The sequence below is a fragment of the Sorangium sp. So ce327 genome, assembly GCF_051530205.1.
Lineage (GTDB): Bacteria > Myxococcota_A > Polyangia > Polyangiales > Polyangiaceae > Sorangium > Sorangium cellulosum_B.
In genome coordinates, this window is sequence record NZ_CP150330.1 from 2,310,511 (window position 1) to 2,324,072 (window position 13,562).

Sequence of the window (13,562 nt, forward strand, 5' to 3'; positions counted from 1 at the left end):
CCACGTAGCCCTCGTTCACGCTCCTGGCGTGGCGCGCTCGTGGCGCATGTCCCCCGTGTGGGGGAAGTCAGTTCATCGAGGCCCTCCTTGAGGTTGAGGTCGGCCTCGATGGAGCCGCTGCCGCGGCGGCGTCGAGTCCCTCGTCGATCGACAGCTGCCGGCGGCGCGCTTTGACCGTGGCTCGCTTCATGGCCTGTGCCTGCTGCTCGACCGACTGCGCCTGCAGGCGCAGGCCCTTGGCCGAGGCAGCCGCTGCGCTCTGCGCGTCGTAGAGCGTGCCGTCGCGCCACATGGCCCACAGCACCCCCGAAAGCCGCCGCGCCAGCGCCACGACCGCGATGTGTCGACCTCGGCGTTCGGCAATGGCATCTGCCCATCGACGCAGCGGCTCGTCGCCGCTCTTGTTCTTATGCCGCAGGATCGTGTGCGCGGCCTGCGTCAGCAGCGTGCGCAGGTACGCGTTGCCTTGCTTGGTGATCGAGCCCAGCCGCCGCTTGTCGCGCCCGCCGGAGGTGTCCTCCAAGGGAACCAGACCCAGGTAGGATGCGAGCTGGTGGGCATGGCGAAAGCGCTTGGCTTCGTCCACCACCGAGACGAACGCCGCGGCGACGACCAGCCCCACGCCGGGCGCCGTGGTCAGCCGCGCGATCACTGGCTCGTGGGCGCACAGCTGCTCGAGCGCGGCATCGACCAGCGCGATCTGGGGGGTGAGTACCTCCAGCGCGGTCACCAAGGGCCCGACCAGCTGACGGGTCTCGGCCGGCAAGGCGGCCTCGCTCAGCCGCGCGAGGAAGCCCTCGGTGGTGCAGGTCCCAAGCTTGTGTCCGCAGGCGCGCAGCAGGCCGCGCACGGTGGTGACATACTGGGCCCGCGTCTCGACCAGGGCGCGTCGGACGGCCAGCTGGTGGCGAATGGCCCGCCGGTGAGGCGAAAGCACGTGAGCGAGCGGAATGCCCCCGCGCTCGACGGCGCGCGCCAGCGCCTCGGCATCGAGGCGGTCATTCTTGCGGCCGTGCTGGCCAACGCCGAGCTGACGTGCTCGCGTGGTGTCGACGACCAAGACGTCGTGGCCCCAGTCGCGGAGCTTGTCGTGAACCACCCAGGCCTCGCGGCACGCCTCGAGCGCCACCCGGGCCGGCGAGGACGACGGACCGAGAATATCGTGGAGCGAATCGAGCGAGCGGACCGTGCGTCGTAGCACCACGGCTCCGCCCGCCACCTCGCAGAACGAAATCTCGTTGACCCCCAGATCCAGCGCTACACTTCGCATGGCTGACCTCTCCTGGGCCCCCGTCGACTGCGTCTTCGAACGCGTGGGGGTGCCCGCAGGCAACCCTGCAGGCGAGAGGTCGGCCACGTTGCTTGCTGCTCCGAGCGGCTCTTTCCTGCGCGCTCCAGCTCGTTTTGCTGCCGATGGGCCGACCTCCACGGTGCTGCGGGGCGTCTTCGCAGGCCCCGCCGCGCGAACGCGTCGAGCAGAAGCTCGGGTCGGTGCGGTCGGCATCGTGGGTCCAGGCGCCGCTTGGGCTGCCTCATCCCATCTATCAGGTTGATTTTGCGATAATTCCGGTCGCTTCGATGCAAGGCTCGACGGTTTCGTCGGGCCATGATCTCGTCCGCGTCCGGAGGTGCACGGATGGAACGATGGTTGCCGCCGGTGGAGCTGTCGCGGCAAGAGCAGGCGCTGATGAAGCGGCTGACGCGCGTGAGAGCACTGTTCGGCTTTCTCAGGCTGCACCGGCACGAGCTGTTCGATGAGACGTTCCAGGAGCAGCTGGAGGGCATGTACCGGACGACGGGGGCAGGCGAGGCGCCGCATCCACCGGCGCTGATGTGCATGGTCACGCTGCTCCAAGGCTACGTCGGCGCATCGGATGCCGAGGCGGTGGAGTTGTGTGTCGTGGACCTGCGCTGGCAGATGGTGCTCGGCTGCCTGGGCGCGGTGACGCCGCCGTTCTCGCAGGGCGCGCTGCAGGCGTTCCGAGAGCGGATGGTCGCGCACGAGATGGACCGGATGCTGCTGGAGCGGACCGTGGCGCTTGTTCGGTCCGGCGCGATGACGGAGGGCGAGAGGCGTGCGGTGTCCAAGGCGCTGCGCGTGGCCATCGATAGCCGCCCTTTAGCGGGGGCCGGGCGGGTTGAGGACACGATCAACCTGCTCGGCCACGCTGCACGCAGCATCGTCCGGGTCGTGTCGAAGATCACGGAGCGTCCGCCCGAGGAGATCTGCCGCAAGGCGGGCATCCCGCTGCTTCTGGCTCCCAGCATCAAGGCCGGGCTCGACCTGGACTGGAGCGACCCGAAACAGAAGGCGGCGGCGATTCAGATCCTGGAGCGGCAGGTCTCAAGCCGCGTCGGGACGAGGCCGAACCGTGTCCATCGCCGAGGACGAGGCGCTGCAGCGCAAGTTCCGGAAGCTGCAGCAGACCGGGCCAGGACGCGCCGTGCTCCGGCAGCGCACGGCTGTGGAGCATACGCTCGCCCATATCGCGGCGCGGAAAGGACACAGCGCGCGCTACATCGGCGCCAGGAGAAACCTGTTCGACCTCCGGCGCGCAGCCGCCATCCAGAATCTCGAGGCCGCCCAGCGGCTCATCCAGGAGGCGGCATAACCTATCGAAACTAGACGATCTTCAACATGTTTGTCGTCCTAGGTTGCGACATCCTCGAAGAACAGGGCGCGCCAGACGCAGCCAGCCGGGCTCATGTCACGAGCCCGTCCTGAAACGTGATGCTGCCGAGCACGAAGGTCTGCTCGGTGTACCGCCTGTCACTCGTTCCAGTTCTTCCACTCGTTCCAATTCTTGGACTGAGTCTGCCACACGCCCTTGTTGTTGTAGTCGCCACCGTCTTTGAGGAACGCGTCCTTGCGGGAGTTCTCCCCGCCGAGGTGCCAACGCATCCAAGCAACGTTCGCTCCGGCGCCGTCCCAAGGCCCCGAGCCGTGCCCACCGCCCTTCATCTTGCCGAGCCAGACTGGCCCCTTGTTGCCGGCGTTGTTGAAGTCACCCTCGGCGTTGGGCGCCTCTTGACCCGTTTCACCGTAGATGATGCCGACAGGGATCTTGAGATTGACGAGGGCGTTGTGCTCGAAGGAGCCGCTGTTGTTGAGCAACGCGGTGGAGACGCGCTTATCGGTTTGAGCAGCCGCTTCCGACGACAGCCCGCCCATCGAGTGCCCGAACACACCAACGCGGTCGAGGATCAAGCGGCCGTACATGGGGCTGTTCTGATCGGCGTCCTGAGCCTCCAGCCAATCGATCGCCGCCGACATGAGCACGGCGTTGCCCGTCGACTCTCGAATACCGACGAGGACGAAGCCGTGCGAGGCCATGCGCGTCAGCAGCTGTAGGTAGTCGCGAGGAGGGGTACCTCCGCCCGGACCCCAAATGGCCACCGGGTGCTTCTTGTTGGGCTCGGTGGTGAGCGTCGTCGGCCTGACGAGAATGTGGCCACCGCCGCTGAACGAGAGGTCCTGAACCGTCGTCTCGAGCGGTCCGTTAGCGTTCACATTGTCACCCGCCAGCACCACTTCGGGCCGATTGACCTGGCCGCCGCCGCCGCCGTCGCCGCCCGAGCCTCCGTTCCCGCCAGACGTCTCCCCGCCGCCGCCGGCAGGCGCTCCTCCGCTCGTGGCCGAGCCGGAGGCGTCAGACCCTCCGGCCGTGCTCTGCGAGCTACTCGAGCCCGAAGGCAGAGGCCCTCCGGTGGTGCTCGCCTGCGCGCCGCCCGAGCCGCTCACGCTCCCTCCAGCGCCCGCAGGGGCTCCGCCGCTCCCCCCAACGTCGCCGTCGTCATTCGAGCCGCCGCAAGCGCCGACGATCATGCCCAGCGCGGCCAAGGTGAAAGCCAAACTCGATCTATTTTTCATAACAACACCGTATTCCCTCGAGCGATCGAAGAAATGGACTCCATTCGCGTCTCTGCGCGGTTCGAGTCGCTGGTAGCCTGGTGTCCCCCCCAGGCGTCGCCCTCGACTCGACCCACGCTATAAATCTTTATCGCAGCCCGGATGCGGCAGCGCCCGGCCCGGCGCCGGCCGGGCGAGGTTGCGAGATGCAATCACGACGCGGGGCGAGCGCAGGGCTGCCTGAGCCGACGGCAGAATACCCAGCTTGAAGTCGAAATGGTCCAGGTTGAACAGCCGATGGGACCGGTTCCCCGCGAACCGCAGGCAAAGGTCGTGCACGCCATCGGCCGGTGTCATGGAACAATTCGATGTTTATCTGACCTTGCGATCCTCCCGCGGTGCTGACGGGGCACGTGTACACGGGTCTTCAGGCGCCCACGGACCCAGGCGGCACGCCGTCGATCGTCGAAGCAAAAGGATGCCCCTCAAGGAGGAAAGTGAACGTTCACATTCCCGATGTCAATTCCAATCGACCGGCCGCGGCTGTGCTCGATGCCGAGGGAGGACGAGGCGGGCGGGCCTCCCTCGAGGCGCCGCGCCGGGTCAGGGCTCGTTCGGAGCGCCGCGTTCGGAGGGCGTGCGGCGCAGCTGGCGCGCGGGGACATCTCGACGGTAGCTCACGGTGGTGATTTCGCTCACAGCAAGTCAGCTGACATGTTAATTCTATTGGATTATTACACGGGCGAGATTCACAGGGCAGATCATGTCCACTCGACCGACCCGGAGGCGGGAGAGGCTAAAATTTCTTGACATCCGCAAAGGCGCTTGGAGTTCCTGCCCGCCGGAGGTCTCGAGGTCGACCGCGCCCGGCCAACGAGGCGACGCGACGAGGCGGAGGCTCTGCTGCCCGCTGCGCGCGGAGCCACGAAGGAGACGCACGCTGCTCGTGCGGGCCTCGATGATCAGCGAAGGGTCGAGGTGCGCTGCCCGCCGATGATCAACATCCCAGGTTCACCATGTGACGCGGTAGGTGCAGGAGTCGGCGCCGCGTTTCCGCGACGGGCGGGACTCGTCGAGCACGACATCGACGCGCGGCCTGACCCCGCGCGACGCCGCTCGCCGCGCCGTGCCGAGCAGGACCCCACGATCGAGCTCCGAGGGATAAGGCGTATCGCAGACCATGATGATCTGGTGCTTCTCCGGATGACAGCGATAGTGGCCGATCCCCTCCCGCATGACGCCGGTCGCCGGATCGAACATCACCTCTCCGTCAAGCCTGTGATTCATGTGGTATGCCACGTCGATCATCAGGAGGGCGTCCACCAGGGTCGGCGGCATGACCGGCCACACGGCGTGATCCACGAGCGCCTTCCCGATGGCGAGCAGCGTATGGTCCCCGGTCGCCCGGGCCACGCCCTTCAGCAGGTCGAGGAGCATCTGAAGAGGGTACCACTCGCCCGCGACCAGCTCAGACACGCCCAGCGTCGAGAGCACCTTCTTCCCGATGTCTCCGTGCGCCCCGAGAGCTGCGGCGACCGACGCGAAGGCGCTCCCGGAGCCCTCGAGCCCGGGATGTGGAGAAAGGTATTGAGCCATATCCGATGGTGGTTGAGGCGCTCTTTCCGCCGACGACCGACGATATCGAACATCGCGCGACACCGCAAGACGCCCTGCTCCCGAGAGCCGGAGCCCTGGCTGCCTCGACGGCGAGCCACGCGATGTTCGTGAGCCTCAGGCTTGGACGCATCAGGCCGTCAGTTTCCCATGTCGCTCGCCCGCTTGCCCGCACGCGCGTTCGCGCTCCTGTCGTCGGCCTGGACGTGGAGGTCGATGTAGGAGGACGATCTCATGCGACCAGGGGCCGGGAGATCTCGCCGGCCTGCTTCGCCTGGACGATGGCCTGAGCGAACCACAGGTACTCGTCGAGGAACCTGTCGGCCGCCTTCGCGACCTGCTCGCTCCTGAGCTGGAGCGACTCGTCGAAGACGCTCTGGACCTCCGGGACGAGCAGCTTGAGGGGCAGGGGGAATGCTCCGAGGCTCAGGATCACGTGCTGGAGCTGCGTCGAGGCGTTGATGCCCCCGAGCTTCCCCGCGGAGACCGCGACCACGCCGATCGGCTTCTTGTTGAACTCCTCCCAGAAATAATCGAGGGCGTTCTTCAGCACGCCCGAGAAGCTCCCGTGGTATTCCGGCGTCACGAACACGAGCGCGTCCGCCCCGCGGAGGCGCGCGCTCAGCCCCTGAACCGTCGCCTGGAGCTGCGGGGGGCGACCCGACCGGTCATCCAGGATCGGCAACGGCGTCTCCGCCAGATCGATCCGATCGGCCTCGGCGCCCCGCTCCCGGAGCTCCCGCTCCAGGTGATGGGCGATCTTGTGCGACTGTCTCCCGCTCCTCACGCTGCCGGTCAAGATGGCTACCTTCATTGTGGCGCTCCCCAGGAGGACGTTCTCCCGATGCGACGAGGGTAAGCCCGGGATGTCCGCCTGCTGGAGGCGGCGCCAATCCATTGGACAATGGTCAATCCGTCGTCAGGGGCGCGCCCCCGCGGGCGCTCGCGCCCCGGGCCGCGCCGGCTCGATGCAGCGTGTGCATGAGGTCCATGGCGCATATGAATTGGTGCGCGCCTCGCGAGGAAGTAGATCCCCCTCGCTGAGAACGGGAAGAGCGTGCCACTCGGGGGTCCTCGCCTGTCGGGCGTCAGATCCTTGCTCGACGCCGGCCAGGCATCGACACGTCGTCATCGGGACCGCCCGGTGATCCTCGCTCTGCCTCGAACACTTGGGAGCTTGTCATGAGAGCGAACCACTTCATCATTGCTGCTGGCTTGTTGTCCGTGGGGGCCGCCGCGGGGTGCGCGGCGCCCGCGCCCGCCGGGGAGGAGGCCGCCGGCGAGGCCCGCTCCGAGGTCATCTATGGCCAGGATGACCGCGAGGATCCCTTCACGTACGCGGATCCCGCCTGGGCCGCGCGGGCGCTCGACTTCACCGTGGCGCTCGTCCCCGCGTCGGCCGTCGACGACTCGGACCCGAACGACATCCAGATCGCCGGGCCCACGTGGGCGGGGCGCGACGGCGTGTGCCTCGACGAGCGCTTCGCGTCCCAGCCGGCGCTCGCCGACTGCAGCGGGACGCTGATCGACGACGACCTGGTGCTCACGGCCGCGCACTGCATCAACAACTGCAATAATAGCCGCTTCGTCTTCGATTATGCGATGACGCCGTCCGGCCAGCTCGGCCAGATCACGAGCGATGACGTCTACAGCTGCGTGGATTTCGTCAGCTATTACCAGGACCGGCGGGGCGCGGACTACACGGTCGTGCGGCTCGATCGGCCGGTCGTGGGGCGGACGCCCGCCGCGGTGCGCGTGTCGAGCGATCCCCTGGCCATCGGCACGCCGCTCGTCGTGCACGGCTTCCCCCGCGGGTTGCCGCTCAAGCTGGCCGACGGGGCCGCGATCCGGAGCAACGCGCCGAGCCTCGACTTCTTCGTCGGCAACCTGGACACGTTCGTGGGCAACTCCGGGTCCGGGGTGTTCGACCTGAACACGAAGGAGCTCGTGGGCATCCTGGTGCGCGGCGAGCGCGACTTCGTGCAGGACGGCGACTGCGTGCGTCCGTTCACCTGCGCCGACGACGCGTGCCGCGGCGAGGACGTGACCTATGCCTTCCGGGCCATCCAGGCCATGTGCGAGCGCACGGTCTCCGACCTGTGCTCGTGCGGGGACGGCGCCTGCGGCCCGCTGGAGAGCCCGGCGTCGTGCGCGAGCGACTGCTCCTGCGGCGACGGCATCTGCAGCAGCGGCGAGAGCACCACGTCGTGCCCGGCGGACTGCCAGCTCGAGGTGCTGTACGACTCCCACGCGCCGCAGCCGAGCTGGGTGACGCCCGGGATCCAGGTGCGCAACACGGGGAGCGAGAGCGTGTACCTCGCGGGCTCGACCGTGCGGTACTACTTCAGCCAGGAGCCGCCCGGCTCGCTCGAGGCGACGTGCTGGGGTTGTTCGAGCGAGCTCGAGATGAGCTTCCACGAGGTGCCCGGGGGCGGCTGCGCGGGCGCGACGCATTACCTCGACGTGCGCTTGCCGTTCCTCTCGGTCAATGCCTCGTCCTCCACCGACCGGTTCAACATCGCGTTCCACGCGTCGAGCTGGCAGCCGTTCAACCAGTCGAACGATTACTCCCACGCCGGGGGCAGCTGGAACTGGGCGCCGAACCCGAAGATCACGATGTACCGGCTCGGCTCCAGGGTCTTCGGCGACGAGCCCTGCCCGGGCCTCTTCATCCCGCCCGCCAACTGACCGCCTCGGCCAAGGGTCGCGGCGTTCGAGCTCTGCGAGCGCGAGCTCCTGGCCGAGGGACTCCGGCGCCAGCGGCGGACGCGCGGGTGACCGGGCGGCGAGGATGGGCAGCCGGCCGAGGTGCGGAGGAGGGAAGAGGAACACGTCCTCGCCGGTGGCCGCGGCGCTTGACGACGGGGGGCCGGTCTCGATGTTGCGCGCATGGGGCGACCATCCACCGGGCGACGTCCGCAGTTCCCTTCCACCGTGCCACGACCGGTCCGGGCGCGCGCCGGGCGCACACCGACGGAGCGGACGCCGTTGGCGGTGCGGACCTTCGGCGTCGGCGTCGACGAGGCGACGAGGGCGCACGTGCGCCAGACCCTCGGGGCGAAGCTCGGGCGGTTCGCGCCCGACATCGAGCGGCTCACGGTGCGCTTCACGGACGTGAACGGGCCGCGCGGCGGCGTCGACGTCGCGTGTGACGTGAAGGTCGTCCTGAGCGGGCACCCGAGCGTCGTCTACCAGATGCGAGGTCACGAGCCGCGCGAGACGATCGACAGAGCCGTCCCGGGGATCGTGCGGGCCGTGCAGAGCGCCCTCGAGCGCGCGCCGCGCGCCGCATCACGCGCGGCGGCGCGCAGCCCGAAGCCCACGGCGCGAGCGGCGAAGCGCAGCGCGGCGGCTCCGGCGCGGCCCGGTCATCCATCGCCCGAGGGCAGCTTCATCGGGCGGCGCGTGGGGCGCGGCAAGGAGAACCTCGAGCGCGCGCTGGAGCGGCCCGAGAAGTCGCGGCGTGACGTTCCCGTCGACACGGCCGCTCCGGGGCGGAGCGCGACCGACCGGAAGGCGGGCGGCGGCTCGACGGCGCGGCGCAACACGATGCGGAGGACACGGAAGGCCACGGCGACGCTCGAAGACTCGGCGAAGGACCGCCCGTCGCGCAAGTCGACGCGCAAGAGCGCCAATCGCGCAAAGCAGGGCTCGAAGCTCCAGCGGCGCGCGGTCCGGCAGGCGGCCAGTCCGAGCACCAGGGCCGCGAAGGCCGCCGCCCGCTGATCAGGCGGTGTGCTTTGGGCCGTCCTCGGCCGTGACGCCTCCGGCGAGCGCCAGGCACAATGTTCCCGCCGGCGTACTGGCACGGACGATGCTCGAAGCCGACGCGGTCCCGGCCACCTCGCCCTCGCGCGGCGGGTGATCGACGGGACACGCGTGCTCCACGAAGTAGAGAGGTCTCCCATGGTTGCTCCGCTCGGAGAGTCCCCGAGGTCGCTTCGCTTTGCGCAGGTCGACTTTCACACCGTGCGGGAGAACCGCGGTTGGTTCCTCGCGCTCGGCGTGGCCTCGATGGTGCTCGGGGTGCTCGCGTTCGTCATGCCCTTCGTCGCCTCCCGGGTCACCGCCATCGCCCTCGGCTGGTTGATCGTGCTCGCCGGCGTGGCCGAGGGCTGTCACGCCATCCAGAGCCGCGGCTGGGCCGGCTCCGGCTGGGAGCTCGTGAGCGCCCTTGTGCAGGTGGCGTTCGGGCTCCTCCTTGTGGTCGCCCCGATGACCGGCAAGGTCGCGCTGATGGTGATCGCCGCGGCGTACTTCGTCTCCGAGGGCGCGCTCAAGCTCATCCGCGCCTATCAGCACCGCGGGCTGCGGGGCTCGGGATGGCTCGTGTTCGACGGCATCCTGGCGTTTGGGCTCGGGATGCTGATCCTCACGGGCGGCGTCACAACGGCCGTGAGGGTGCTCGGCTTGCTCGTCGGAATCAGCCTCCTGACCGGCGGTATGTCGATGGTCCTGATCGCGCTGGGCGGCGCTCGCGTGCTCCACACGCGACCGTGAAGAGGCGATCTCCGCGCCGTGCAGAAGGGCACACGCCTTGCTCGGGGTCGAGAGCGCGGCGAGCGCGAAGGCCAGGTTGGCAAACCGGACACACTTCATGTCGCAAGCAAGAAAGCTCATCCAGGATCTCGCGGCAGGACGCTACGACGCCCGACTGCGAGGAACACGGAAGGTGTGCGCCGTGCAGCTCAGCGACGACGAGCGCGTCGTCGTGGAGATCGCCGACGGGTCCTTCGGAATCGCGCCCGAAGGCGCGAGCGAGGACTGCCAGCTCTCGTGCTCGCTCGACGATTTCATGCGGATCTTTCGCGGTGAACAGAACCTGATCACGGCGATCATGCAGGGCCGCGTCGGCGTGCGAGGAGACCTGGGCGTCGCCCAGATGTTTCAGAGCGTCTTCTCCCCGGGAGATCAACAGGCTCCGGAAGCGACGCGCTGAGCCACCGTACTCGGAGGGGGCCCATGGAACGGCAAGTGAGCATTCTGGACGGCGGCACGTTCGTCGTCAGCGATCTGCGCGGCAACATCGAGCACTCCGTCAGCCGGCCGCTCGGCCTCTTTCACCTCGATACGCGCTTTCTCTCCGAGTGGATCCTGACGATCGACGGCGTCGTCCCGGCCGCGCTGTCCACCGACGACGTGCAGTACTTCCAGGCCCAGTTCTTCCTCGTCCCGAGGCCCGCCGCGATGTACGTCGAATCTACGCTCTCGATCGTCCGGAGCCGGTTCGCGGGCGACGGCTTCCACGAGGATCTCCTGCTCATGAACCACGGCAAGCTCCCCGTCGAGCTCGAGGTCCGCATCCAGGCCGGCGCCGATTTCGCCGACCTGTTCGAGGTCAAGGACATGCTCCCGAAGAAAGGGGAGCGCTATCACCGCATCGAGGACAATCGGCTCGTCCTCGGCTATCGACGCGAGCGCTTCGTGCGCGAGACGTGGATCTCCGCCTCGCAGCCCGCGCAGATCGATCCGAGCGGCTTGACGTTCCGGGCGAGCATCGCGCCGCACGGCCGCTGGAGCACGTGCCTCGACGTCGTGGCGGCGATCGACGGCCTCGAGGAGCGGCACACCCGGGTGAAGTACGCCCACGGCGAGAGCCACGCGCGCCCGAACATCGGCATCAGCCTCGAGAGCTGGATCGACCACGCGCCGCGGCTCCTCACCTCGAACGAGACGCTCGCGCGGACGTACGAGCGGAGCCTCGTCGACCTGGCTGCGCTGCGCTTCTTCTCCAAGCTGATGCCGGACGCCGCCATTCCGGCCGCCGGTCTACCGTGGTTCATGGCCGCCTTCGGCCGCGACAGCATCATCACGAGCCTGCAAGCCTTGCCGTTCGTCCCCGAGCTCTCGCGCTCCACGCTCCGCTATCTCGCGCGCCGCCAGGGCAGCCGCCGGGACGACTTCCGCGACGAGGAGCCGGGAAAGATCCTCCACGAGGTGCGCTGGGGCGAGCTGACCGCCTTCGAGGAGCGGCCGCACTCCCCCTACTTCGGCTCTGCCGACGCGACGCCGCTCTTCCTGATCCTGCTGGACGAGTACGAGCGCTGGACCGGCGACGCGGAGCTCGTGCTGTCGATGGAGCACACAGCGCGCGCCGCGCTTCGATGGATCGATGAGTGGGGCGACCGCGACGGGGACGGGTATGTCGAGTACGACACGCGCAACCCAGAGACCGGCCTGGAGAACCAGTGCTGGAAAGACTCGTGGGACTCCATCGTCTTTCATGACGGATCGCTCGCGCGGCGGCCCCTCGCGTGCTGCGAGATCCAGGGCTACGTCTACGACGCGAAGGTGCGCGGCGCCCGGCTCGCGCGCGAGTTCTGGCGGGACCCCGAGCTGGCGGCGCGCCTGGAGCGAGACGCGGCCGAGCTGAAGCGTCGGTTCAATCAGGACTTCTGGCTCGAGGATCGCGGGTTCTTCGCGCTCGCGCTGGATGGCCAGAAGCGCCGGGTCGACTCGTTGACCTCGAACATCGGCCATCTGCTCTGGAGCGGTATCGTCGAGACATCCAAGGCGGAACGCGTGGTGGAGCACCTCCTCGGACCGCATCTGTTCAGCGGCTGGGGGGTGCGCACCATGGCCGACGACGAGGGCGGGTACAACCCCATCGGGTATCACGTGGGCACGGTCTGGCCGCACGAGAACTCGCTGATCGCGCTCGGGCTCCGGCGTTACGGCTTCAGCGTGGAGGCCGGGCGCGTCGCGACGGGCAACCTGGCCGCGGCGCCCTTCTTCCACTACCGCTTGCCGGAGGCGTTCGCCGGGTATCCACGAGAGCTCACCAGCTTCCCTGTCGAGTATCCGACCGCGTGCAGCCCCCAGGCCTGGGCCACCGCGGCTCCCTTGCTCTTTCTGCGCGTGGTGCTCGGGCTGGAGCCGATGGGCAATCGCCTGTTCGTCGACCCGGCGGTCCCTGCCGAGCTCGGGGAGGTCCGGCTGCTCGACATCCCCGGGCGCTGGGGCAGGTGCGACGCCTTCGGTCGAGCGCGCCCGGAGTCGGGGCTCCGGGCGGCGTGAATCGCCATGGCGACGGCGGGGGCGATCGGGCGATGACTCATTGCACGCTTTCGAGGAACACCTCGCGCCGTTCGCTGTTCTGCTCGCCCCGCACCAGCATCGAGATCGCGTGCTTCTGGTCGACGTAGATCTTGCCGTACAGCCGCTCTTTGCCAGTGCACCCGGTTTCGAATCGAATGAACGTGTGCGTTGCGTCGTCAACGCGGCCCCCCAACTTCATCTGTCGCTGGCAGGCAGCGCCGACGTGGGCGATCACGAGCTTGATGAAGGCCCTGTCGTCGAGCTTCCCGGCTGGCATCGGCAACTCGATCACCTCGTACGACGCACCCTCAGCGGTTGCTCGCCACGTGCGAGACTTCGCCGCGCTATCGAGCGCCGCTCCCTTGGGCAGGGGAAATGCCAATCCCCACGTCGTGTCGGAGACGCGCTCCCAGCCGGCCGGGAGCTCCTGCGCCTTCGGGGCGCTCTCCTGCACCGGAGCTTCGCCGCGGTGGCAGCGCATCATGCCGGCGAACGCGTCGGCGCACCTCGGCGCGACGACGCTGTGGCAGAAGCCTTCCGGGGCATTCAGCTGGCAGGTGAAAGCTGCCGCGGTCACCGCCTCGCAACCCGCCGACTTGACCTCGTAGCTCGCACACTGCGCGAGGCATGCCTCTCCGCGCCCTTCCGCGCAGGAGGTATTTACACGTTCGCAAAGCTTCGCGCACGCATCGCGAACGCGGGTGTCGGGCGGCGGCTTCGCAGCCGCAGCCGCAGAAGCGGACGCCGAGGCGGTGGGTGCCGGCGGTGGGACCTCGGTCGCGGCAGCGCTCGGGGGCGGCGGTGCGGGTGCCGGAGGCGTCGCGGAACAAGAGGCGAGGATGGCGGCGAGGGCGAGGTTTCCCCAGTGTAGGCTCATGGGTTCCACCGTACACCCTTGCGAGTTGCCTTGCAGCAGCGGAAACGCGGCCTCTCGTGATGCGCCGAACGCTCGGGCCTCGCTCGTCGCCCTCATGAGGCGCGCCCCACGCCAGTCTTGCATCGCGGGCACATCGGCGATCCGCTCGCATGTCCCGCTCAGAGCATCCGACGAAGACCAGGA

General features: G+C 68.6%; 11 protein-coding genes and 1 pseudogene. 6 read left to right on the forward strand and 6 right to left on the reverse strand.

What is annotated here, in order from left to right; all coding sequences use genetic code 11:
• Window positions 1-67: 67 nt before the first annotated feature.
• On the reverse strand, window positions 68-1,270 hold the full coding sequence (locus WME95_RS08695; RefSeq protein ID WP_437907954.1) for an IS110 family transposase: 1,203 nt from the start codon (window positions 1,268-1,270) through the stop codon (window positions 68-70).
• Window positions 1,271-1,636: 366 nt separating this feature from the next.
• Between WME95_RS08695 and WME95_RS08700 the strand changes: the two are divergent.
• Window positions 1,637-2,612, forward strand: a pseudogene (locus tag WME95_RS08700) (transposase).
• Between the two features lie 158 nt (window positions 2,613-2,770).
• On the opposite strand, the gene WME95_RS08705 reads toward WME95_RS08700, so the two are convergent.
• The 4 genes from WME95_RS08705 to WME95_RS08720 all read right to left on the reverse strand — a co-directional run bounded on the left by WME95_RS08705 (window position 2,771) and on the right by WME95_RS08720 (window position 6,278).
• Window positions 2,771-3,853: a poly(ethylene terephthalate) hydrolase family protein gene (locus WME95_RS08705; RefSeq protein ID WP_437907955.1), complete on the reverse strand. Its 1,083-nt coding sequence runs from the start codon at window positions 3,851-3,853 to the stop codon at window positions 2,771-2,773.
• 135 nt (window positions 3,854-3,988) lie between these two features.
• The gene (locus tag WME95_RS08710; RefSeq protein WP_437907956.1) at window positions 3,989-4,207 is read right to left on the reverse strand and encodes a hypothetical protein; all 219 of its coding nucleotides are present in this window, start codon (window positions 4,205-4,207) and stop codon (window positions 3,989-3,991) included.
• A 654-nt stretch (window positions 4,208-4,861) separates the two neighbouring features.
• On the reverse strand, window positions 4,862-5,446 hold the full coding sequence (locus WME95_RS08715) for a hypothetical protein (RefSeq protein ID WP_437907957.1): 585 nt from the start codon (window positions 5,444-5,446) through the stop codon (window positions 4,862-4,864).
• Window positions 5,447-5,696: 250 nt separating this feature from the next.
• Complete coding sequence (locus WME95_RS08720) at window positions 5,697-6,278, reverse strand: NADPH-dependent FMN reductase (protein ID WP_437907958.1); 582 nt, start codon at window positions 6,276-6,278, stop codon at window positions 5,697-5,699.
• 368 nt (window positions 6,279-6,646) lie between these two features.
• Here WME95_RS08720 and WME95_RS08725 point away from each other — a divergent pair, with 368 nt between their 5' ends.
• The 5 genes from WME95_RS08725 to WME95_RS08745 all read left to right on the forward strand — a co-directional run bounded on the left by WME95_RS08725 (window position 6,647) and on the right by WME95_RS08745 (window position 12,481).
• Window positions 6,647-8,152 carry a trypsin-like peptidase domain-containing protein gene (locus WME95_RS08725; protein ID WP_437907959.1) on the forward strand — a complete coding sequence of 502 codons (1,506 nt, stop codon included), beginning with the start codon at window positions 6,647-6,649 and terminating at the stop codon, window positions 8,150-8,152.
• A 300-nt stretch (window positions 8,153-8,452) separates the two neighbouring features.
• On the forward strand, window positions 8,453-9,190 hold the full coding sequence (locus WME95_RS08730; protein ID WP_437550844.1) for a hypothetical protein: 738 nt from the start codon (window positions 8,453-8,455) through the stop codon (window positions 9,188-9,190).
• 180 nt (window positions 9,191-9,370) lie between these two features.
• Window positions 9,371-9,964: an HdeD family acid-resistance protein gene (locus tag WME95_RS08735; protein ID WP_437550846.1), complete on the forward strand. Its 594-nt coding sequence runs from the start codon at window positions 9,371-9,373 to the stop codon at window positions 9,962-9,964.
• Window positions 9,965-10,061: 97 nt separating this feature from the next.
• Complete coding sequence (locus WME95_RS08740; protein ID WP_437550848.1) at window positions 10,062-10,403, forward strand: SCP2 sterol-binding domain-containing protein; 342 nt, start codon at window positions 10,062-10,064, stop codon at window positions 10,401-10,403.
• Window positions 10,404-10,426: 23 nt separating this feature from the next.
• Complete coding sequence (locus WME95_RS08745) at window positions 10,427-12,481, forward strand: amylo-alpha-1,6-glucosidase (RefSeq protein WP_437907960.1); 2,055 nt, start codon at window positions 10,427-10,429, stop codon at window positions 12,479-12,481.
• A 37-nt stretch (window positions 12,482-12,518) separates the two neighbouring features.
• On the opposite strand, the gene WME95_RS08750 is transcribed toward WME95_RS08745, so the two are convergent.
• Complete coding sequence (locus WME95_RS08750; RefSeq protein ID WP_437907961.1) at window positions 12,519-13,379, reverse strand: hypothetical protein; 861 nt, start codon at window positions 13,377-13,379, stop codon at window positions 12,519-12,521.
• Between the last annotated feature and the right edge of the window lie 183 nt (window positions 13,380-13,562).

What these genes read in the sequence shown, in the direction of transcription:
- WME95_RS08715 (WP_437907957.1), bottom strand. Translation starts at nt 5,446, where the DNA reads ATGGCTCAATACCTTTCTCCACATCCCGGGCTCGAGGGCTCCGGGAGC.
- WME95_RS08695 (WP_437907954.1), bottom strand. Translation starts at nt 1,270, where the DNA reads ATGCGAAGTGTAGCGCTGGATCTGGGGGTCAACGAGATTTCGTTCTGC.
- WME95_RS08740 (WP_437550848.1), top strand. Translation starts at nt 10,062, where the DNA reads ATGTCGCAAGCAAGAAAGCTCATCCAGGATCTCGCGGCAGGACGCTAC.
- WME95_RS08710 (WP_437907956.1), bottom strand. Translation starts at nt 4,207, where the DNA reads ATGACACCGGCCGATGGCGTGCACGACCTTTGCCTGCGGTTCGCGGGG.
- WME95_RS08750 (WP_437907961.1), bottom strand. Translation starts at nt 13,379, where the DNA reads ATGAGCCTACACTGGGGAAACCTCGCCCTCGCCGCCATCCTCGCCTCT.
- WME95_RS08745 (WP_437907960.1), top strand. Translation starts at nt 10,427, where the DNA reads ATGGAACGGCAAGTGAGCATTCTGGACGGCGGCACGTTCGTCGTCAGC.
- WME95_RS08720 (WP_437907958.1), bottom strand. Translation starts at nt 6,278, where the DNA reads ATGAAGGTAGCCATCTTGACCGGCAGCGTGAGGAGCGGGAGACAGTCG.
- WME95_RS08735 (WP_437550846.1), top strand. Translation starts at nt 9,371, where the DNA reads ATGGTTGCTCCGCTCGGAGAGTCCCCGAGGTCGCTTCGCTTTGCGCAG.
- WME95_RS08725 (WP_437907959.1), top strand. Translation starts at nt 6,647, where the DNA reads ATGAGAGCGAACCACTTCATCATTGCTGCTGGCTTGTTGTCCGTGGGG.